This window comes from Aromatoleum evansii (genome assembly GCF_012910805.1).
Taxonomy (GTDB): domain Bacteria; phylum Pseudomonadota; class Gammaproteobacteria; order Burkholderiales; family Rhodocyclaceae; genus Aromatoleum; species Aromatoleum evansii.
Map to the genome: position 1 here is coordinate 41,372 of NZ_WTVK01000013.1, position 19,688 is coordinate 61,059.

The window sequence follows — 19,688 nt, forward strand, 5'->3', positions numbered from 1 at the left end:
GCACAATACAGCAAGAATGGTAACGGGGGTGTTTCAGGTGGTCAGGTCATGAACATCCGCAACGCGAATCCGACCACCGCACACACGGCGATCACGTGGATGACGTTCGCCCTGAAGCGGAACAGCGCGACCGCCGCGCCCAGCGCGATGAGCGCCGACATGAGGTCGAAGCCGCCCTCCAGCCCCTGCGGCCACAGCACGTGGTAGCCGAAGAACAGCGCGAGGTTCAGCACCACCCCGACCACGGCGGCGGTGATCGCGGTGAGCGGCGCCGTGAATTTCAGGTCGTTGTGGGTCGTCTCCACCAGCGGACCGCCCAACAGGATGAAGATGAAGGACGGCAGGAAGGTGAACCACGTCACGAGCGTGGCAGCCACGGCGCCGGCGAGGAACAGGCTGTCCGGCCCGAACACCGCTTTCACATAGCCGCCGACGAAGCCGACGAACGCGACCACCATGATCAGCGGGCCCGGCGTCGTCTCACCCAGCGCCAGTCCGTCGATCATCTGCGTCGGTGTCAGCCAGCCGTAGTGCGCGACCGCGCCCTGATACACGTAGGGCAGCACCGCATAGGCGCCGCCGAAGGTCAGCAGCGCCGCCTTGGTGAAGAACCATCCCATCTGCGTCAGCGTGTGCTGCCAGCCGAACACGCCCGCCAGCATCCCCATCGGCACCAGCCACAGCAGGCCGCCGACCACCAGCACGCGCGCGACGCGCGACCAGGCAAAGCGCGCATGCTTGGGCGTCGGCGTGGCGTCGTCGATCACCGCTGGGCCGAAGGACTTCTCGGCCGTGCCGTGCGCGCCGCCGGCTCGGAAATGCTCCGGCGACATCCGGCCGCCGATCACCCCGACGAGCGCCGCACCGATGACGATGGCGGGAAACGGCAGGTTGAGACCGGCGATCGCGACGAAGGACGCCGCCGCGATCGCCCACAGCACATTGTTCCTGAGCGCGCGCGAGCCGATGCGGTGCGCCGCCTGGACGACGATGGCCGTCACGGCGGGCTTGATGCCGTAGAAGAGCCCCGCCACCAGCGGCGTCTCGCCGAAGGCCACATAGACCCACGACAGGCCGATCAGGATCAGCAGCGACGGAAGCACGAACAGCACGCCGGCGACGATGCCGCCGCGCGCCCGATGCATCAGCCAGCCGATGTAGGTCGCGAGTTGCTGCGCCTCCGGGCCGGGCAGGACCATGCAGTAGTTGAGGGCGTGCAGGAATCGTCGCTCCGAGATCCAGCGGCGGCGCTCGACCAGTTCCTGGTGCATGATCGCGATCTGGCCCGCAGGCCCGCCGAAGCTGATGAAACCGAGCTTCAGCCAGAACAGCAAGGCCTCGCGGAACGAAACCGGCGCGGGTGCGGTTGCGGGGGCGTTTTCGGTCGTCGGTACGGAACGGCTCATTCTGGTTGTGCGGCCTCAAGGCGGGTCGAGGACGGGACACGGGGCAACCCGCCGCGCCGGGCGACGAATGCGCATGAGTCCCGCCGGATTCGTGCGAGCGTGCAAGTATGCATGTCCGTCGCGCCTGACGCACGGCGCCGCCCCCGACCGGCGCAGACTCAGCCGGCCACCGGATCCTGCTCCGCCACCACCTTGCCACCTTCCCGCCGCACGGCGAAACGCAGCGGCGAACGCACTGCCGGACGGCCGAACGGAGCACCGTAGGCAAAACCCTGGGCGAGCACGCCCCGAGACGGATTCACCAATGCCCTGTTTTCGACCCGCGTCACGATCACCCGCGCCGATCCCGCGCGCGCCCGCAGCGCATCGAGCGCCTCCCCGACGTCGGCTTCCGCCTGCAATGCCGCCGTGCCGATCTTGATGAAGTCCACCGGCACGCTTCCCGCCAGCGTTTGCCATTGCGCCACGGACTCGAGGTTCACGGCCACGCGGAACCCGTTCTGGCGATAGTTGCGCAGCACGAAGCTCAACAGGTCCGCCTGCCGGCTCGCGACGATGGGCGCCTCGATGACGATGCGTTCGGGCGGGAAACCGAGCGCATCGACCACCTTGCGGAACGCAGCCCCGTGATCGCCCGCGACTGCCGCAAGCAGGCGGCCATGCACGTTCAGGAACAGCAGACCGTCGGCGCCCACCGACGCGATGAAGTTCAGCGCGTGGACGGTGCGCGCGAGCCGGTCCAGCGCGATCAGGCGATCGTCGTCGGCATTGGCCGAAAACAGCCCCCACGGCGACAGGTCGCGCCGGCCGCCCCCCAGGCAGCGGAGGAAGGCTTCGTGCCCGACGGCATGGCCGGATGAAGGATCGACGATGGGCTGGAAGACGCTCGACAGCTCGCATCCGAACCAGTCCCCCACGACGCTGCCATCCGCAAGGCGGCGCAGCGTCCGACCGACCTGCCGTTCGAGAGGCAGGCGGTGGAGGAAGTCGCGAACGCGGTCGGCGACCGGCGAAGTCGGAATGGTCATGGCGGGGCTCCATCAGTGGTCCGGTGCAAAGCACGACGCATCGCACACGGCAGGCCGACGCATCGTCGCACCCCGACTTTACGGGGCCGTGTCACGGCCGCGAACCATGAAATTCTGCTGAGCTTATGTGCGAGCGGACAACCGACTTGCCCTTCGGCACCGTTCGCCCGCCGTCACGCTTACAAACGCGTAATACCTATGTCATCGATCGGACAGTCGTCGCGGCGCACACTGCGAAACACGAGCGAAGGATTCCGGAGCATCCGCGCCGGACGAGCATTCGCCGGAACGCACCGGAGATCATCATGAGAACCACCCTTCTTTCCGTCGCCACAGTCGTTATGGCGCTCGGACTGTCGTTCGGGGCCAGTGCAGCGTCCCAGGCTCCGGCCGTCGAACAGCCCGGGATTGCGATACAAGCGCCCGCCGCACCCAATGCGACAAGCGCGTCACGGCATAGTCATATGGGGGAAAAGGTCGGTGTCCGTGCAGAACAGGCCGCCTCATCCGGATCGGAGGCCGCGAATCCTGCGCCGGCAAAGACCGCCCGCAATCGCCACAACCATCAGCGCGACTTCAAGTAAGCGACGGCTGCCACCAGCCTTTTCCCGGCCATCCTGCCACCGCGGGGATATCGCAAACAACCAGCCCGCGGTGGTCTTGGGTTAGAGGGGAGGCGGCCGCAACAGCGGCCGCCTCCCCGACGCGCGTTCAGCGCCCGCGGTAGTTGGTGTTCAGCAGCGCGTCGAGGCGCCAGACCTCGTTGCCTTGCATCGTGATCTTCTGGCCATCGGCAGTCACCATCGGGTGCCCCTGATCCATGGAGTACGCGCGGCCGTACTTGTCCTCCATGGCCATCTTGCCGTCGCTGAACACGTGAAGGGTCGAGCCGTCCTTGAGGTCGTACGATTTCTCCAGGGAATTTGCGCCGTCACCGTCACGGACGTTCTCGCGCAGCGCGGGTCCCGCAGACAAGGCGGGAACCGTCTGGAGGTGCTCGAGCCAATGGGTCGAGCCGGCCTCTGAGTAGTCCGTATGGGCCGATACCGCCAGCGGGCCGGCAAGCAGAATGGATGTAAAGACAATACGGATCGATGTGTGTTTCATGATGACTCTCCTTGCTGTGATCGGATCTGGCGCTCGACTACGAGCAACCATGATCGAATGCTAGGAAAGCCCCCCCGACAGGACGATGACTGCGGAATTACGCTTCGTTCAGCTAATCGTCATTTTCAGGAAATAATCCCGAAAATCCTTGAACGCTCCCCGAATCACCGAAAATTAACCATCTCGCGCGATGCTGACATGAATGTAATCATCGCGTCAGGGTGAAGTCGATCTCCGGGGTCTATGATGAATTCATCGGAACATCGGATCGATGCCATGCGCCCGCAGCACTCTCCCGTGCCCGCCCCGATGAGGGACGCACCCCGTCCGAAGCGCGCCGGCTGGGTATTCGGCGTCTTCCTCGCAATCGCCGCCATCCTTCTGGCCTTCGAGCACCGGATCCATCTGCTGGGCATCCTCCCCTGGCTGTTCCTGCTTGCCTGCCCGCTGATGCATCTCTTCATGCACCACGGCCACGGCAGCCACGGCTCTCATCACGACGCCCCCAGGGATGGTGAGCCGCGATGACCGAATCGAGTCCCGCCTATGGCCTGTGGTCGCTGGTCGCGATCAACTCGGCCATCTTCATCCTCTTCGCCGCCAGCTTCTTCAAGCCGCGTTCGTCGCGCGACTGGCGCACGCTGGGCATGTTCTCCGCGTTCATCGTCGCGCTGTTCGCCGAGATGTACGGCTTCCCGCTGACGATCTACCTCCTGTCGGGCTGGCTCGCGGCGCGCTTTCCCGGTGTGGACTTCCTCTCCCACGACGCCGGCCACCTGCTCGAAGTGATGTTCGGCTGGCGCGCCAACCCGCATTTCGGCCCCTTCCACATCCTCTCCGCAATCCTGATCGGCGGCGGCTTCTGGCTGCTCGCCTCGGCCTGGAAGGCGCTCTACGCGGCGCAGGCCACCGGCACGCTGGCCACCACCGGCCCCTACGCCCGCCTGCGCCACCCGCAGTACGCGGCCTTCGTCGTGATCATGGCGGGCTTCCTGCTCCAGTGGCCGACGCTGATCACGCTCGCGATGTTCCCCGTCCTCGTCGTCGCCTATGTGCGTCTCGCCCGTCGCGAGGAGCGTGAGGCGGAGGCGAGCTTCGGTGCCGACTGGCAGCGCTACGCGCGGACGACCCCGGCCTTCTTCCCTTGCCGGACGAAATCCCGCACTCATCCCATCGCCGGCGACCGCGGCGAGCATTCATCAGGAGAACGATCATGAAACCTTTGCTGACCAACGCACTCGCACTGTCGCTCGCTGCCATCTCGCTCGCCACAAGCTCGCCGGCCTGGGCCGAAGACGCCCATCACCCGGACCAGGCCGCCGCCGCAACGACGCCCGCAGCGGCGCCCGCCCCGACACCGGAAAAGACGGTCCAGCGCATGCGCGACAACGCCGCCACGATGCAGTCCCAGCTCGAGGCCCTGGCCGCAGCCAAAACCCCGGAGGAACGCCAGACGCTGCTCATGCAGCACATGCAGACCATGCGCGAGAACATGATGCTCGGCCAGCAGATGGCCGCAAGTGATGGCGCACCGATGGGCTGCCACATGATGGGTGGCAAAGGAATGATGGGAGGCATGGGCATGATGGGCGGGATGATGGGAGCGGATGCATACGGCGCGTCCCCCGACGCCATGGCCTGGCGTATGCACCAGATGGAACAGCGCATGAACATGATGCAGATGATGATGGAGCGCATGGCCGCCCCGTCGGGCAAACGCCCCGCGAAGTGAGCTCCCGCGCGCGCGCACCCACACGGAGAAACACGCGATGCTCGAATCGCTGAAGGTACTGCTGCGCCGGCTGCGCGCGTGGATGGCGGAGAACGAGCGCGCGCACCGCGACGCGAAGCCCGACAGCTGCTGCAGTTCGCCGTCGGCGATCTACGCGGCACGCCGCCAGCGCGGCAAGGGGGACGAGCATGACTGAGGACGGATCCATGCGAGCGCATGTCCATCACGACCATGAAAGTCACGGCGACGGACACCATGAAGGACATGCCGCGCGCCACGAACACGCGCATGCCCACCCCTCACCCGCAGCACCGCAGGAATCGGCCGCCCTGACGGACCCCGTCTGCGGCATGAGCGTGAAGCCCGATTCGCCTCACCGCACCAGCTTCGACGGTCACGAGTACCGCTTCTGCAGCGCGAAGTGCCTCGCCAGGTTCAGAGCGGAGCCGCAGCGCTATCTGCACCCTGCGGAGCAGGCCGCTCCCGCCCCGGAGCCGCCGACCGCCGCCGAATACACCTGCCCGATGCACCCCGAGATCCGCCAGCCCGGCCCCGGCACCTGCCCGAAGTGCGGCATGGCGCTGGAACCGGTGCTGCCCGAACTCGAGGGGGGCGAAAATCCGGAGCTGGCCGACTTCCGCCGACGCTTCTGGTGGCCCTTGCCGGCGACGATCCTCGTCACCCTGATCGCGATGTCGGGCGACATCCTGGATCCCCTGCTCGGTGGCGCGCGCCCCTGGGTCGAGTTGCTGCTCGCGACGCCAGTCGTGCTGTGGGGTGGCTGGCCCTTCTTCGTTCGCTGGGCGCAATCCATCGCGAACCGCAGCCCCAACATGTGGACGCTGATCGGCACCGGCGTGGCGGCGGCCTACGGCTACAGCGTCATCGCGACCATCGCACCGGGCGTCTTTCCCGATTCCTTCCGCATGGGCGGGCACGTCGCCGTCTACTTCGAGGCCGCCGCGGTGATCGTCTCGCTGACCCTGCTCGGCCAGGTACTGGAACTGCGTGCGCGATCGGAGACCGGTGCGGCGATCAAGGCGCTGCTCGGCCTCGCGCCCAAGACCGCACGGCGCATCAACGCCGACGGCAGCGAGGAGGACATTCCCCTGACCCACGTGCATCCGGGCGACCGCCTGCGCGTGCGCCCGGGCGAGAAGGTGCCGGTTGACGGCGTCGTGCTCGAAGGCATGAGCGCCGTGGACGAATCGATGCTCACCGGCGAGCCGATGCCGGTATCGAAGGCGGCCGGCGACAAGCTGATCGGCGCGACGCTCAACACCAGCGGCGCCCTCGTGATGCAGGCGGAGAAGATCGGCTCGCAGACCGTGCTCGCGCAGATCGTGCAGATGGTCGCCCAGGCGCAGCGCTCGCGCGCGCCGATGCAGCGCCTGGCCGACCGCGTCGCGGGCTGGTTCGTCGTCGTGGTCGTCGCGATCGCTGCCCTCACCTTCCTCGGCTGGGGCCTCTTCGGCCCCTCACCCTCGTGGGCCTACGGCATCATCAACGCCGTCGCGGTGCTGATCATCGCCTGCCCGTGCGCGCTCGGGCTCGCGACGCCGATGTCGGTGATGGTCGCAACCGGCAACGGCGCAACGCAGGGCGTGCTGTTCCGCGACGCCGCGGCGATCGAGAACCTGCGCCGCGTCGACACCCTGATCGTCGACAAGACCGGCACGCTCACCGAAGGACACCCCGCCTTCCACACCGCGATCGCCGCGCCCGGCTGGGAGGCGGACGCGGTGCTGCGCCTCGCCGCGAGCCTCGACCAGGGCAGCGAACATCCCCTCGCCCATGCGATCGTCGGCGAGGCTCGGCGCCGCGGGCTGGCGTTGTCGAAGCCGGAAGGATTCGAGTCCTCGTCCGGCATCGGCGTGCGCGGCACGGTCGACGGCCGCAAGCTCGTGCTCGGCAACACCGCGCTGATGGACGACGAAGGCATTGACTGGCACGCGCTCGCCGGTCAGGCCGAAGCGCTGCGCCTCGAAGGCGCGAGCGTGATGATGCTGGCCGTCGACGGCGTCGCCGTGGGCATCGTCGCGGTCGCCGACCCGGTCAAGGCGACGACGCCCGAGGCCCTTGCCGAGCTGCGCGCACACGGCATCGGCCGCATCGTCATGGCGACGGGCGACGGGCTGACGACCGCGCGCGCCGTCGGCACACGGCTGGGCATCGCGGAAGTGCTCGGCGAGGTCAAGCCGAAGGACAAGGACGAGTTGGTCGCCCGGCTGCAACGCGAGGGCCGCGTGGTCGCGATGGCGGGAGACGGCATCAACGACGCGCCCGCCTTGGCCCGCGCCGACGTGGGCATCGCGATGGGCACCGGCACCGACGTCGCGATGTCGAGCGCTCAGCTCACGCTGGTCAAGGGCGACCTGCGCGGCATCGCCGCCGCACGCCGCATCTCGGTCGAGACGGTGCGCAACATGCACCAGAACCTCGCCTTCGCCTTCGTCTATAACGCGCTCGGCGTGCCGCTCGCGGCCGGCCTGCTGTACCCCTTCACCGGCCTGCTGCTGTCGCCGATGGTCGCCGCGCTGGCGATGAGCGCGAGCTCGGTGTCGGTGGTCACGAACGCGCTGCGGCTGCGCCGCACAACGCCCCCGGCCCGCTGAGCGCATTCCCCGTTCAGGACATTGCCGCCCGCACCCACTCCGCAACGGTCGCGGGCGTCGGAATGCGCCCCGACGACACAAGCTTTTCATTGATCACCAACCCGGGCGTCTTCAGGACGTCGTGGGCGATGATCTCGTTCATGTCCGTGACCTTCGTGATCTCCGCCTGCACGCCCAGCGACGCGACCGCCTCGCGTGCGACCTCCTCGAGCTTGCGGCAGTTCGCGCAGCCGGGGCCGAGAACCTTGATGCTCACCATGATCAGACTCCTTTCACGAGGGTGGATGCGGCGCGCCGGCCAGCGAAGGACAGCAGCACGGCCAGCACGCCGATGAAGGCGCCCAGCCACAGCGCGAGTCGCACCAACGACACGCCGTCGACCCAAGCGCCGTAGGTGAAGCCGGCCACGGCGCTGAACAGCGCCACCAGCCCGACATAGGTCGCCGTCTTGCGCCGGCCGATGATCGCCGAAATGATCAGGATGCTCTGCAGCGAGAGTTCAGGGTCGGACATCAGGTAGGCGAGCAGCGGCCCGCGGTGCATGCCGAGGTCGAGGAACATCTTCGCGATGGGCACTTCGACCAGCGTCGGGAAGTACATGAACACCCCGAAGGCCACGCCGGCGAGGTTGCCGATCGCGGAATTGGTGCCCGCCAGCATCTCGATCCATTCGGGGCGGATCAGCACCCGGATCATGCCGACGATGAACACGCCGACCACGAGCAGCGGGAAGATCTGCTTCACGAAGCGCCACGACTCCCACAGCCAGTCGCGCAGCTCGTCCGGTGACAGGTGCGCGCGTGCGATCAGCCCCACCCCGGCCAGCGCGAGCGCGACGCCGAAGAACTTGCCAGTCAGCCCGATCCGCAGCCCTTCCGGCGCCGCCTGCACCGACAGCGCGGCGACGAGCAGCGTGAGGGCAATCGTCGCAAGGCTGGTCCACGTCCATGCGTTCGCGCCGTCCTGGATGTTCTCGAGCCCGCGCCACGCACTGAATCCGATCACCGCGAGCAGCGCGATCAGCACCGCGCCCTGCAGCGATACGCCCTCCTCGCCCTTCGTCGCGTCATAGGGCACGAGGCGATCGAGCACGCCCTGCCAAGCCTGCGCATCGGCGAGCGGCAGCTCGAAGTGCGCGTAGGTGCCGGTCAGCACACCGAGCTTCAGCGTGCCGGCCAGCAACAGCGCCACCCACACGAAGAGGAAGAACAGCGGCGCGCGGCCCATGCCCTCGCCCTGCGCCGCGAAGGGGCTGTCGGTGGCGAGATCGTGCGCGGCATCGTCGGCGCGGAAGATCAGCGCCATGATCAGGCCGATGCCGATGCCGAAGGTCAGCGACAGCAGGAAGCGCGCGGCGGCGAGATCCGGTCCGATGACGCCACCCGTATAGACCAGCGCCAGGATGTTCGCCGCCGGGGCGAAGAACAGGAAGGTGATCGCCGGCCCCAGCCCGGCCCCTTTCTTGTAGATGCCGGCGAAGAGCGGGACGATGGTGCACGAGCATACCGCCAGCAGCGACCCCGCCGCTGCCGCGGCCGGATAGGACACTGCCTTGCTGGAGTTGCGTCCGAGGAAGCGCGTGACCGTTTCCTTGGGAATCAGTGCCGCCATCGCGCCGGCAATGAAGAAGGCCGGCAGCAGGCACAAGAGCACGTGCGCCGCGAGATACGCCGCGAGGTTTCCCAACCCGCCGTAGAACACCGGCAGGATCCACGATGAGACGGTTTCCATGGCATTGCTCCCCGACCCGACGACAGCGCCTCGCTCAAGACTCGCGCATCGGCGCTGCTCCCGTGATTGGCTTCCTGCGCCCTCACGCGTTCGCGCAGGTCACCCATCGACGGATCGCCAACGGGTCCTATATCAGTTGTTGTTAATTATCCTCCCGAAACAGCGGCGGCGATGCCAAGCATCTGACAAATGCCGCACTGCGCTACGCCGACGCGAGACACCGAGAGGATCTCAGGCGTGCCCGATATCGAGCTTCTTCATCTTTTCCCACAGGTTCTTGCGGCTGATGCCGAGCAGCTCGGCGGTGCGCCCGATGTGTCCGTCGCAGGATTCGAGCGCACCGCGGATGTAGCGGCATTCGCATTCGCGCAGGTAATCGCCCAGCGACGCCTGCACGTCGCCCGCCGGCGGCGGGAGATCGGCATCGGGAAACAGCGCGGCGGGCGTAATCCATTCGGCCGGACTCATGATGCAGGCGCGTTCTACCGCATGCTTGAGCTCGCGCACGTTGCCGGGCCAAGGGTAGGCCAGCGCGGCCTCCTCCGCTGCGGGGGTGAGGTGGCGGCGCGCCTCGCCGCTTTCCCGCGCGATGTCGACAAGAAAGCGCCTGATCAGCCAAGGGATGTCCTCGCGCCGCTCGCGCAGCGGCGGCACGCGGATCTGCACGACATTGACACGATAGAAGAGGTCCTCGCGAAACGTCCCCTCGGCGACCATCGCCTTCAGGTCGCGGTGTGTCGCGCAGACCAGCAGCAGGTCCACCGGGATCGGGCGGTCGCCGCCGACGCGCACGACCTGCCGCTCCTGCACCGCGCGCAGCAGCCGCACCTGCATCGCCAGCGACATCTCGCCGATCTCGTCGAGGAACAGCGTGCCGCCGTGCGCCTGCTCGAACACGCCGGCCCGGCTGCGCACGGCGCCCGTGAAGGCGCCCTTCTCGTGGCCGAAAAGTTCTGCCTCCAGCAACGTTTCGGGCACCGCACCGCAGTTCAGCGCAATGAACGGCCGATGCCCAGCGTCAGGCAGGCTCGCATGCAGGCGCTGCGCGACGCGCTCCTTGCCGACGCCCGATTCACCGACGATCAGCACCGTGCTGGCTGCGTGCGCGAGCCGCGGCAGCATCGCCTCGATGCGCTGCATCGCTGCCGACACGCCGAGCGACTCCAACCCCGGCGCGCCCTCCTCCCGCGCGCGGGCAACTGTCGCGATCTCCTGCACCCTGGCGATGAGCGCGTCGAGGTCGAAAGGCTTGGTGACGTAGTCGCACGCCCCGCGCTTGATCAGCGCGACGGCTTGGTCGACAGTGCCGTATCCAGTGATGAAGACGAAGGGCGGAGCCTGCGGCAAAGCCCCCACCGCCCAGTCGAAGATCGCTTCGCCTGTGGTGTCGCCGAGCCGCATGTCGCTGATGACGACATCGAAGGCCTGTTCGCGCAGGCTGCGCATCGCCTCGGTGCCGCTGGTGCACCAGTGCGCATCGAAGCCCTCCAGGCGGAATCGCTCGCACAGGGACTCGCCCATGATCGGGTCGTCCTCGATCAGGCACACGCGCACGGCGGCATTCATGATGCGGACTCCATTTCGACGGCCAGCCCCAGCGGCAGATCGACGGCAAACACCGTGAGACCCGGTTCGCTCTGCACCGAGATGTGGCCCCCGAGCTCGGTGACGATCTGGTAGGTGATCCACAAGCCGAGGCCGTGCCTGCCATTGCTGTCCCCGACGAAAGGCTCGAAGAGATAGGCCAGGCGCGACTCCTCGATGTAGCGCCCATCATTTCGCACCACCATCGTCATGCCCTCCGCCGAGAGGCCGATGTCGCAGGCGACGGTGCCCCCCGCCTCGACCGCCTGCAGCGCGTTGAGCACGAGGTTGATCAGGACCTGCCGCACCAGCGTCGCGGGTAGCGGGATCTCGTCGGGCAGCTCGCAGTTCCATTCCAGCCGCGCGGACTTCTTCGCGGCCTCGGGCTTGAGCAGGATATGCACGTCCTCGATGTCCTGCGGTGCCAGCGGGTGGCTGGGTGCCTTGGCCTCGACCAGCAGCGCCGACACCGTATCGCGGATTTGCAGCAGTCCGCGTTCGAGCAGCGACATCGTGCGCGCGGCCAGTTCGGGATCGCTCGCGCCGTGCTTGCGGTAGGTGCCGATCGCGTTGAGCATGCCGCCGAGCGGATTGTTGATCTCGTGCGCGATGCCGCCGGTGAGCCGGCCGATCGCCGCGAGCCGCTCGGAGAACAGCATCTCGCGCTCCAGCCCCTCCTTCTCGCGCAGTTCGTCGAACATGCGCTCCACGGCGCGCCCGACCTGTCCCAGCTCGTCCTTGGAGTCCTCGAACTGCAGCGCTCCGGGCGGAGGAATCGTCGCGCCGACCTTGCCAATGCAATCGGCCAGATGCACCAGCGGCTCCGCCATGCGCCGTCCCCAGAACCACGACACCGGCAGGATCAGCAGCAGCACGAAAAGCGTCACCAGCGTCGCACTCAGCCACATGCCGGCAAAGCGCGACTGCATGAAGGTGTTGGTGTGCTCGAGGATCATGTGGCCCAGGCGCACCCCGTCCGCGTCGATCGGCGTGATGACGTACAGCTTGTCGCCGATCTCCACACTGTGCGACTCCGCCCCGGACAAGGTGTCGATCAGGCTCGCAATCTCGCGCGCTGCCTCGCCCCGCTCGTGCAGCGGCGCGAGGATGGGGTAGCGGGCCGGATCCGTCGACACATAGATACGCAGGCGCGGGTCCACAAGGGTGATCGCGCTCGCCTGCTCACCTCCGCCCGGGGAGGTCGCCGCACGAACGATCTCGAAGGCACGCCACAGGTCGTCGTGCAGCATCGGCGTAACGAGCGTCTGGCTCAACACCGCGGACCAGCGCGCCGAACCGTCGAGCATGTCCCTGCGCAGATCGCGGTACTCGCGCAGCAGCAGGGAAGCCGTGAGCACCGTCGCGGTCACGAACACCAGCACCGTTGCGCGCAACGGAATCTTGTAGCGGAAGCTGATGTCGCGAAATTGAAGCAAGCGTCCTCCTAGGCCCCGGGCTGGCCGATGGCGCGCAACATGCGCTCGATGTCGGCATACAACGCAGGGGTGCCGAGGGCGAAGCGATCGAGATTGAGCTGGCGCAGGAAGCCCGCTCCGGCAGCGTCGTCGTGCATCGCAAGAAGGATCTCCTGCATCCGCTTGAACAGCGCAGGCGATGCCGCGGGCCCGGCGACGAAGGGCGGAAAACCGAACGGCGGCGAGCGGTCGGCTACGCGCGTACGGCCGGTCAGCTCCGGGTGCGTCCGCGCGAGCGTGTCCCAGACGTAGCCGTCGACCGCCCCGCCGTGCGCGACCTCGAGCGCCACCGCCTCGACCACCTTCTTGTGCGAGTAGGTGAAGAAGCTGCGGCGGAAGAAGTTGGCCGGCGACGTGTTCGCGCGACTCAGCTGGTAACTGGGATAGAGGTAGCCGGAGTTCGAATCCGGGTCGGAGAACGCGAAAACGCGGTCACGCAGCTCGGTGATCGTCGACGTCGCGGTGTCCTTCGCAGGCACGATCAGATAGGAGCGGTACAGCGGTCGGCCCTGATGCAGAGGCACCGCCAGCAGCCGCATCCAGCGCTGCTCGCGCACGTAGGGGTATCCGCACAGCCACGCGAAGTGCAGTTTGTCCTGGCGCATGAGCTCGACGATCTCGCGGTAACTACCGCGCTGGATGAATTCGACCGGGCGCCCCAAGGCCTGCGCCAGGTAATCGCGCCAGGCGCCCAGAAACCCGACCTGGTCGTCGAGGAACACCGGGGTCATGCCGATGCGCACGGGGTCTGCACCCGCCTCGGCCATCGCCCGCCGCGCGCAGCCGGCAAGTGCAAACCCGCACAACCCGATCAAGGCCTGTCGCCGGTTCATCGCCCGCCCCATCGCCCACGCGGTTCCGAGCTCAGCATCCCTCCCCCCTCCCTTCCGCTTGCCGTTCTCACGCGAAAGAACGGGCACTCATGCAAAGGCAAGATCTGCGCCGAAGAGCGGGGCTGGCGGCCTCCGCGCCTCGCGCCGGCATCCCCGTTACCGGATCGTAACAAAACCCTGATCGTGACTGGAGTTTAGGTTACCGATCCGTAACGCGCGACCCCCGCTGCACGGTCTTCAAAGACATATCCCCTTATTTTTCCGACACTTGAAGTGGATGGCCCGTCTCTTGCGGGACACGCTCGACCGTTCCGGAAGCCGAGTATGAATCACGATCCGCACCGTCCCGCCGCCAACACCGCATCCCTCTCCGGGGAAGACGCTTATCGGCGCCTGCACGCACTCGGGCTGGTCGGGCTGCGTCGCGACATGTGCATCGCCGCAAGCCGGCCAGCGGGCCTGTGCGAGCTCTGCAAGATCGCCTGCCCCCATGCCTGCCTCGAGATCAGCGAGAGCGGCCCGACGCTGGAGCCGACCGCGTGCAGCGCCTGCGGCATGTGCGCAGCCGCGTGTCCGACGGGGGCTCTCGCGGTGGACGGCGTGACGCTGCCGACGCACGTCCCCGCACAGGGGCTGGTATTGGCCTGCGAACGTAGCCGCGCGGCGACCGATGCGCCCGTCCTCCGTCTGGCCTGCCTCGGGGCCCTCGCCGTCAACGACTGGCTGCGCCTGACGATAGCCGCCGGCGATGCGCCGATCCGCGTGGCGGACGACGGCGCCTGCGCGGGCTGCAGTAATGCGCCCTCGCACGAGGCGCCCTGGCGCAGCACTCTGGAAATTGCGCGACGCGCCCTGTCCGAAGCAGGAATGCCGCCGAATCGCCTACCCGTGGCCATGACGCCCGACGCGTTACCGAACAGTAACCGCTCCAACACCGCGATTGCCGAGTTGCCCATCGAAGGTCGCCGTCGCTTTTTTGCCGGGCTCTCGCGTTCGCTCGCCTCGGCGATCAGCCAGGCCGCAACGGGCGAGCGCGTGTCGAGTTCCGCCGCCGGTGCGCAAGCACGCCGCCACGCCAGCGTCGCCGCACATCGCGGCGCCGAGACCCGCGTGCTGCTGCAGCACATCGCAAGCAGCAGTGGCCAGCCCCATCCCCGGTCGGTCCTGCTACCCGCGCTCATGGCGAGCGACGCCTGCCGTGCACATGGCGCCTGTTCGCGCGCATGCCCGACCAGAGCCCTGCACCTCGAAACCGGACATGACGATGGCCAGGCGCGCCTGCAGTTCGACGCATGGCTGTGCGTCGATTGCGGCGCCTGCGCGCGGATCTGCCCGTCCCATGCGCTCGATCACCAACCACGCGCCTGGCGTCCCTTTGCGGATGTGCCGGTCGTGCTCGCGACGATCAGGCAAAGCGAGTGCGAGCGCTGCGGCGCGCTGTTCGACGCGCACGAAGACGAAGCGCTGTGCGAGCGCTGCCGCAAGACGGAGAACCTCGCACGCGCGGGTTTTGCCCTGTTCAGCCGCCAACACCGAGACACGCCGGCAGTTCCCGAGGGCCCTTAGCCCCCGTTATGCCGGACATGAACGCCACACCAAGACGGTCAATGGAGGAGTCAGCAAAAATGGAACTACTCAAGAAGCTCATTTCGCGGCGCCGCTTCCTGCAGGTCAGCGGCGCGGGGACAGCGGCCGGCGCAGCGGTGGTGGGCAGCGGCGGACTTGGCATCGGGCAGTTGTCGACGCTGAAGGAAGCGACCGCAGCCACCGTCGACAGCAACACCGTGGTGAACAAGAGCATCTGCGCACAATGCCCGGCGCGCTGCGGCATCGACGTCTACACCACGAACGGCAAGGTGCACGCGATCTACGGCAACGCCGGCCATCCGATCGCCAATGGCAAGGGCTGTCCGAAGATGCACCTGGGCACCTACATCCTGTATGACCCGGATCGCTTCAAGGGGCCGATGAAGCGCACCAACCCGAAGAAAGGCCGCGACGAGGATCCGAAGTTCGTACCGATCACCTGGGACGAAGCGTGGCAGACCGTCGCCGACCGCATGAACACCTTGCGCGACAAGGGTGAATCGCACCGCTTCGGCCTGTTCTTCGGCCGCGGCTGGGGCGCCACCGACGTCGGCGTGACGCTCGCGCCGATGGCAAAACTATACGGCTCGCCCAACATCGGCATCGGCCACTCGTCGATGTGCTCGGACGGCTCGGTGCTCGCGAAGCAATGCACCGACGGCAACGCGTCCTACAGCTCCTACGACTACCGCAATGCGAACTACCTGCTGATGTTCGGCGCGAACTTCCTGGAGTCCTTCCGCCCGTACAACAACAACCTGCAGGTATGGGGCTACATCCGCGGCGAGAAGGCGCCGAAGACGCGCGTGACCGCCGTCGACGTGCACATGAACCAGACGCTTTCCGCGTCGGACCGCGCGCTCATCATCAAGCCCGGCACCGACGGGGCGCTGGCGCTGGCGATCGCGCACGTGATCCTGACCGAGGGGCTGTGGGACCGCAACTTCGTCGGCAATTTCGCGGACGGCCAGAACCATTTCAAGGCCGGCGAGCCGGTCGATACGGCGTTCAACGAGAAGTGGACGCAGGGCCTCACCGAGTGGTGGAACGTGGAACTGAAGGACCGCACGCCGAAGTGGGCGGAAGGCGTCACGACGATTCCCGCCGACCTCATCGTGAAGACCGCGCGCGAGTTCGCGACCACCAAACCGGCGATCGCACTGTTCGAGCGTGGCGCGCACAACCACAGCAACGGTGTGCTCAACGGCATGGCGATCCACTCGCTGAACGCGCTGGTCGGCTCGCTCTTCGCCGAGGGCGGCCTCGCCTACCAGATGGGTCCGGCCTACGGCCCGGCGCCCGCGAACCCGGACGATCACCTCGACGACTACGCGAAAAACGGCCCGCACAAGGACGTGCCGCGCATCGACCTGAAGGGGCACGAGGATGGCTACCTGTTCGCGAAGAACATGCTGCAGGAAGTGCCGAAGAACCATCTCGCGAGCAAGCCGTACAAGATGGACACGGTGATGTTCTACATGACCAACCCGGTGTTCTCGTCGCCCGATGCGACTGCCTGGGAGAAGATGCTCGCCGAAGTCTTCGTCATCGACACCTCGCCCTTCCCGGGCGAAACCGCGATGATGGCCGACCTGATCCTGCCGGATTCGACCTACCTCGAACGCTGGCAGGATGCACCGACCTATCCCTTCCAGGGCTGGCCGCTGGCGCAGATCCGCACCCCGGCGATCAAGCCTCTGTACGACACGCAGACCTTCGGCAACACGCTGATCGAGATCGGCAAGAGGCTCAAGGGGCCGGCGAGCGAGTACTACGCCAAGCTCGAGAACGTCGAGAACATCCTGCGCCATCTCGCCAAGGGCTTCGAGACGACGCCCGGCGACAACGGCGTGAACAGCTTCGAATCCTGGGTCGAGAAGGGCGTCTGGTACAAGAAGCCCTACCACTGGCGGCAAGTCCGCGGCGAGTTCTTCGAGTGGGACGGCCAGGGCTGGAACAAGCCGATGAGCGCCGAGGACGTGAAGAAGAAGCTGCTCAAGACCGAGTCGGGCCGCTTCGAGTTCAAGTCCTCCTACCTCGACAGCAAACGCGACTGGGTGCTCGAAAAGACCGGCCGCGATCCGGCGAAATTCAACTTCCCGCACTGGGAGGAGCCGAGATACACCGGCAGCGGCGACCTGCACTTCGTCACCTCGAAGAACGCGATGCACGCCGAAGGACGCAGCGCCAACCTGCCCAACGCGATCGCGCTGATGCAGCCCACCGCGGGCGGACGCCGGCAGGTATGCGCGGAGGTGCATCCCTCCGTCGCCAAGGCCAAGGGCTTCAAGGATGGCGACCTCATCCGCATCAAGTCGACGCTGGGCGAAATCACCGCCGTCGCACGCGTCACCGAGCTCACCCGCCCCGACACCATCGTGCTGCCCTTCGAGCACGGCCACTGGGCACACGGGCGCTGGGCCAAGGGGCGCGGCTCGCATGTGGATTCGATCATCGACAACCAGTCCGACCGCATCTCGGGCATGGCCAATTACTACACCGGCAAGGTAACGGTCGAGAAGGCTTGAGGAGATCACCAAAATGGCTAAATGGGGAATGGTCATCGACCTGGAGAAGTGCACCGGCTGCCAGGCCTGCAGCACCGCCTGCCAGATGGAGAACAGCCGCCTGCCCGGCGAGAACTACCAGGACGTCCTGTACTACACGGAAGGCAGGCAGCCGACGCCGCAACTGAAGTGGTTCCCGCGGCCCTGCATGCACTGCGAGGAACCGTCGTGCATGCACGTGTGCCCGACCAAGGCCACCTACAAGACCGAGGACGGCGTCGTGCTCATCGACTGGGACAAGTGCATCGGCTGCAAGTACTGCATGATCGCCTGCCCGTACGGCGTGCGCTTCTACACCGACGAGAAGGCGTTGATCGAGCCGAACATCAAGCAGGTGTTCAAGGGCGATGGCGATCTGTCGTGGAACCCGCCGTACAAGGGGCCGCAGCAGGACCCGAAGCATGGCGTGGGCATCCAGCCCAACGGCGTCGTGTCGAAGTGCAACTTCTGTTACCACAAGATAAGCAAGGCGCCCAAGGGTACGGCAGACCTCGATGAGAGCAACCCGGAACTCGTCGAATACGTGCCCGCCTGCGTGCGCACCTGCGCGCCCAAGGCCCGCTACTTCGGCGACCTCGACAACCCGAACTCGCAGGTCAGCCGGCTGATTTCCGACAAGCAGGGCACCCGCCTGCTCGACCACACCGGCAACAAGCCGCAGGTGTACTACCTGACCGGCGGCGGTGCGGCCGCTGCGGCAGTCCCGGGCACCCGTGCGAACAAGAAGGCTTGAGGAGGAAACAACCATGGCAACACAAACACATGGCAGCGGGGCGGTGACCGCGGTGATGATGGCAGGGCTCGCAGGCCTCGTGATCAGCCTCGCGATCGCCTTCACGAACCTCGTCTCGGGCGGTCACAGTGCCTTCAATACAGGTAGCGACGGCGTGTCGTGGGGCCTGCCGGTAGTCAACTACGTATTCTTCGCGCTGACCTCGACCGGCCTCACGCTGGTCGCTTCGGTCGCAATGACCTTCGGCAACAAGGCCTGGTACCCGATCGCGAAGCGATGCGTGTGGCTGTCGCTGGTCACGCTCGTGGCCGGCTTCGCCTCGCTCGCGATGGAGCTGGGACACCCCTTCCGAATGCTGTGGGCGATCCCGCTCAACGCGCAACTGGTGTCGCAGCTGAACTGGATGGGGATCTTCTACGCGGTCTTCCTCGTGCTCGGCATCCTCAAGTTCATGCGCATCCACGGCGGCGACTGGAACAGCAGCGGCAGCAAGCAGATCGGGCTGGCGGCCCTCGTCACCGAACTGCTCGCCGGCGGCATGCTGGGCATGGCCTTCGGGGCGATGGCGATGCGGCCGATGTGGTACGGCAACCTCGTGCCGCTGTACTTCATCCTCACCGCCGCGTGCACCGGCGGTGCCTTTGCCGTGCTGGTGACCTGCCTCAGCTACGGAGGCCCCGACAACATGCCGGAGCCGGTGCGCAAGCTGATGCAGGGCTCGCTACCGATGGCCTTCGCCGCCTTGCTCGGGCTCACCATCCTCGTGATCGGCTACCGCACCGTGATCGGCCTGTGGAGCAACGCCGACGGCCTGCAGGTGTGGGACGCGGTCGTCGCCTCGCCGTGGTACTGGGTCGAAGCCGCCCTGCTGATCGGCGCCTTCTTCCTGCTGCTGCAGCGCAAGGCGCTGGCGGTCGCAGCGGTGATGGTGATCGGCGGCTTCTTCATCGACCGCTACGACTTCGTCATCGGCGGGCAGCTCCTGCCGCTGTTCAAGGGCAGCTGGGTGCCGGACCTGATCGCCTACACGCCCTCGACGACGGAGTGGATGCTGACCCTGCTGGCGTTCTCCATCGCCTTCTTCGGCTGGGCGCTGGGCGAGAAGATGCTCAAGCTCGACGCCGCGCCACAGGACTGAGCGCTTCCTCCGGCCACCAGCTATTAACCCGGCGACAGTTACATGATGGCAGCCTGAGTCAGCGCAGTCGCTCCCTCCCCTTCAAGGGGAGGGCTGGGGTGGGGATGGGGTTACCAGACTTAGCCGAACCCATCCCCCACCTACACAACTTC

General features: G+C 66.9%; 18 protein-coding genes. 10 read left to right on the plus strand and 8 right to left on the minus strand.

Annotation, left to right across the window (positions count from 1 at the left end; translation table 11 throughout):
• Positions 1-41: 41 nt before the first annotated feature.
• Both chrA and GO615_RS08405 read right to left on the minus strand, forming a co-directional pair.
• Positions 42-1,406 (minus strand): chromate efflux transporter, encoded by a 1,365-nt coding sequence (gene chrA, locus GO615_RS08400; RefSeq protein WP_169126886.1) that lies wholly within the window; start codon positions 1,404-1,406, stop codon positions 42-44.
• 158 nt (positions 1,407-1,564) lie between these two features.
• Positions 1,565-2,434: an EAL domain-containing protein gene (locus GO615_RS08405; RefSeq protein WP_169126888.1), complete on the minus strand. Its 870-nt coding sequence runs from the start codon at positions 2,432-2,434 to the stop codon at positions 1,565-1,567.
• 305 nt (positions 2,435-2,739) lie between these two features.
• Between GO615_RS08405 and GO615_RS08410 the strand changes: the two genes are divergently transcribed.
• Positions 2,740-3,018 carry a hypothetical protein gene (locus tag GO615_RS08410; protein WP_169126890.1) on the plus strand — a complete coding sequence of 93 codons (279 nt, stop codon included), beginning with the start codon at positions 2,740-2,742 and terminating at the stop codon, positions 3,016-3,018.
• Positions 3,019-3,145: 127 nt separating this feature from the next.
• On the opposite strand, the gene GO615_RS08415 is transcribed toward GO615_RS08410, so the two are convergent.
• Positions 3,146-3,541 (minus strand): CopK family periplasmic copper-binding protein, encoded by a 396-nt coding sequence (locus tag GO615_RS08415; protein WP_246262201.1) that lies wholly within the window; start codon positions 3,539-3,541, stop codon positions 3,146-3,148.
• Between the two features lie 309 nt (positions 3,542-3,850).
• On the opposite strand from GO615_RS08415, the gene GO615_RS08420 reads away from it, so the two are divergent.
• Genes GO615_RS08420 through GO615_RS08440 form a run of 5 tightly spaced genes read left to right on the plus strand, consistent with a single transcriptional unit; the run spans position 3,851 to position 7,888 of the window.
• Positions 3,851-4,069: a DUF2933 domain-containing protein gene (locus tag GO615_RS08420; RefSeq protein ID WP_343037739.1), complete on the plus strand. Its 219-nt coding sequence runs from the start codon at positions 3,851-3,853 to the stop codon at positions 4,067-4,069.
• The gene (locus GO615_RS08425; RefSeq protein ID WP_169126894.1) at positions 4,066-4,758 is read left to right on the plus strand and encodes a methyltransferase family protein; all 693 of its coding nucleotides are present in this window, start codon (positions 4,066-4,068) and stop codon (positions 4,756-4,758) included. Before GO615_RS08420 ends, GO615_RS08425 begins: the two co-directional genes overlap by 4 nt.
• The gene (locus GO615_RS08430) at positions 4,755-5,273 is read left to right on the plus strand and encodes a hypothetical protein (protein ID WP_169126896.1); all 519 of its coding nucleotides are present in this window, start codon (positions 4,755-4,757) and stop codon (positions 5,271-5,273) included. The genes GO615_RS08425 and GO615_RS08430 overlap by 4 nt, the downstream gene beginning before the upstream one ends.
• A gap of 37 nt (positions 5,274-5,310) precedes the next feature.
• On the plus strand, positions 5,311-5,469 hold the full coding sequence (locus tag GO615_RS08435; protein ID WP_169126898.1) for a hypothetical protein: 159 nt from the start codon (positions 5,311-5,313) through the stop codon (positions 5,467-5,469).
• Between the two features lie 10 nt (positions 5,470-5,479).
• On the plus strand, positions 5,480-7,888 hold the full coding sequence (locus tag GO615_RS08440; RefSeq protein ID WP_169126900.1) for a heavy metal translocating P-type ATPase: 2,409 nt from the start codon (positions 5,480-5,482) through the stop codon (positions 7,886-7,888).
• A 13-nt stretch (positions 7,889-7,901) separates the two neighbouring features.
• Here GO615_RS08440 and GO615_RS08445 read toward each other — a convergent pair whose 3' ends face one another.
• The 5 genes from GO615_RS08445 to GO615_RS08465 all read right to left on the minus strand — a co-directional run bounded on the left by GO615_RS08445 (position 7,902) and on the right by GO615_RS08465 (position 13,511).
• A complete protein-coding gene (locus GO615_RS08445) occupies positions 7,902-8,147 on the minus strand; it encodes a thioredoxin family protein (RefSeq protein WP_169126902.1) in 246 nt (81 codons plus the stop codon).
• Between the two features lie 2 nt (positions 8,148-8,149).
• Positions 8,150-9,619 (minus strand): permease, encoded by a 1,470-nt coding sequence (locus GO615_RS08450; protein ID WP_169126904.1) that lies wholly within the window; start codon positions 9,617-9,619, stop codon positions 8,150-8,152.
• Between the two features lie 231 nt (positions 9,620-9,850).
• Positions 9,851-11,185, minus strand: a complete 1,335-nt coding sequence (locus GO615_RS08455; RefSeq protein ID WP_169126906.1) for a sigma-54-dependent transcriptional regulator — start codon at positions 11,183-11,185, stop codon at positions 9,851-9,853.
• The gene (locus GO615_RS08460) at positions 11,182-12,639 is read right to left on the minus strand and encodes a sensor histidine kinase (RefSeq protein ID WP_169126908.1); all 1,458 of its coding nucleotides are present in this window, start codon (positions 12,637-12,639) and stop codon (positions 11,182-11,184) included. Before GO615_RS08460 ends, GO615_RS08455 begins: the two co-directional genes overlap by 4 nt.
• A gap of 8 nt (positions 12,640-12,647) precedes the next feature.
• Positions 12,648-13,511 carry a substrate-binding domain-containing protein gene (locus GO615_RS08465; RefSeq protein ID WP_246262202.1) on the minus strand — a complete coding sequence of 288 codons (864 nt, stop codon included), beginning with the start codon at positions 13,509-13,511 and terminating at the stop codon, positions 12,648-12,650.
• A gap of 324 nt (positions 13,512-13,835) precedes the next feature.
• On the opposite strand from GO615_RS08465, the gene GO615_RS08470 reads away from it, so the two are divergent.
• Genes GO615_RS08470 through nrfD form a run of 4 tightly spaced genes read left to right on the plus strand, consistent with a single transcriptional unit; the run spans position 13,836 to position 19,536 of the window.
• Positions 13,836-15,077: a 4Fe-4S dicluster domain-containing protein gene (locus GO615_RS08470; RefSeq protein WP_169126910.1), complete on the plus strand. Its 1,242-nt coding sequence runs from the start codon at positions 13,836-13,838 to the stop codon at positions 15,075-15,077.
• A 59-nt stretch (positions 15,078-15,136) separates the two neighbouring features.
• Complete coding sequence (locus GO615_RS08475) at positions 15,137-17,626, plus strand: molybdopterin-dependent oxidoreductase (RefSeq protein ID WP_169126912.1); 2,490 nt, start codon at positions 15,137-15,139, stop codon at positions 17,624-17,626.
• Between the two features lie 13 nt (positions 17,627-17,639).
• Entirely contained in the window at positions 17,640-18,398 is a 759-nt protein-coding gene (locus GO615_RS08480) for a 4Fe-4S dicluster domain-containing protein (protein ID WP_211167004.1), read from the plus strand.
• A gap of 13 nt (positions 18,399-18,411) precedes the next feature.
• Positions 18,412-19,536 carry an NrfD/PsrC family molybdoenzyme membrane anchor subunit gene (gene nrfD / locus GO615_RS08485; RefSeq protein ID WP_169126913.1) on the plus strand — a complete coding sequence of 375 codons (1,125 nt, stop codon included), beginning with the start codon at positions 18,412-18,414 and terminating at the stop codon, positions 19,534-19,536.
• Positions 19,537-19,688: the final 152 nt, after the last annotated feature.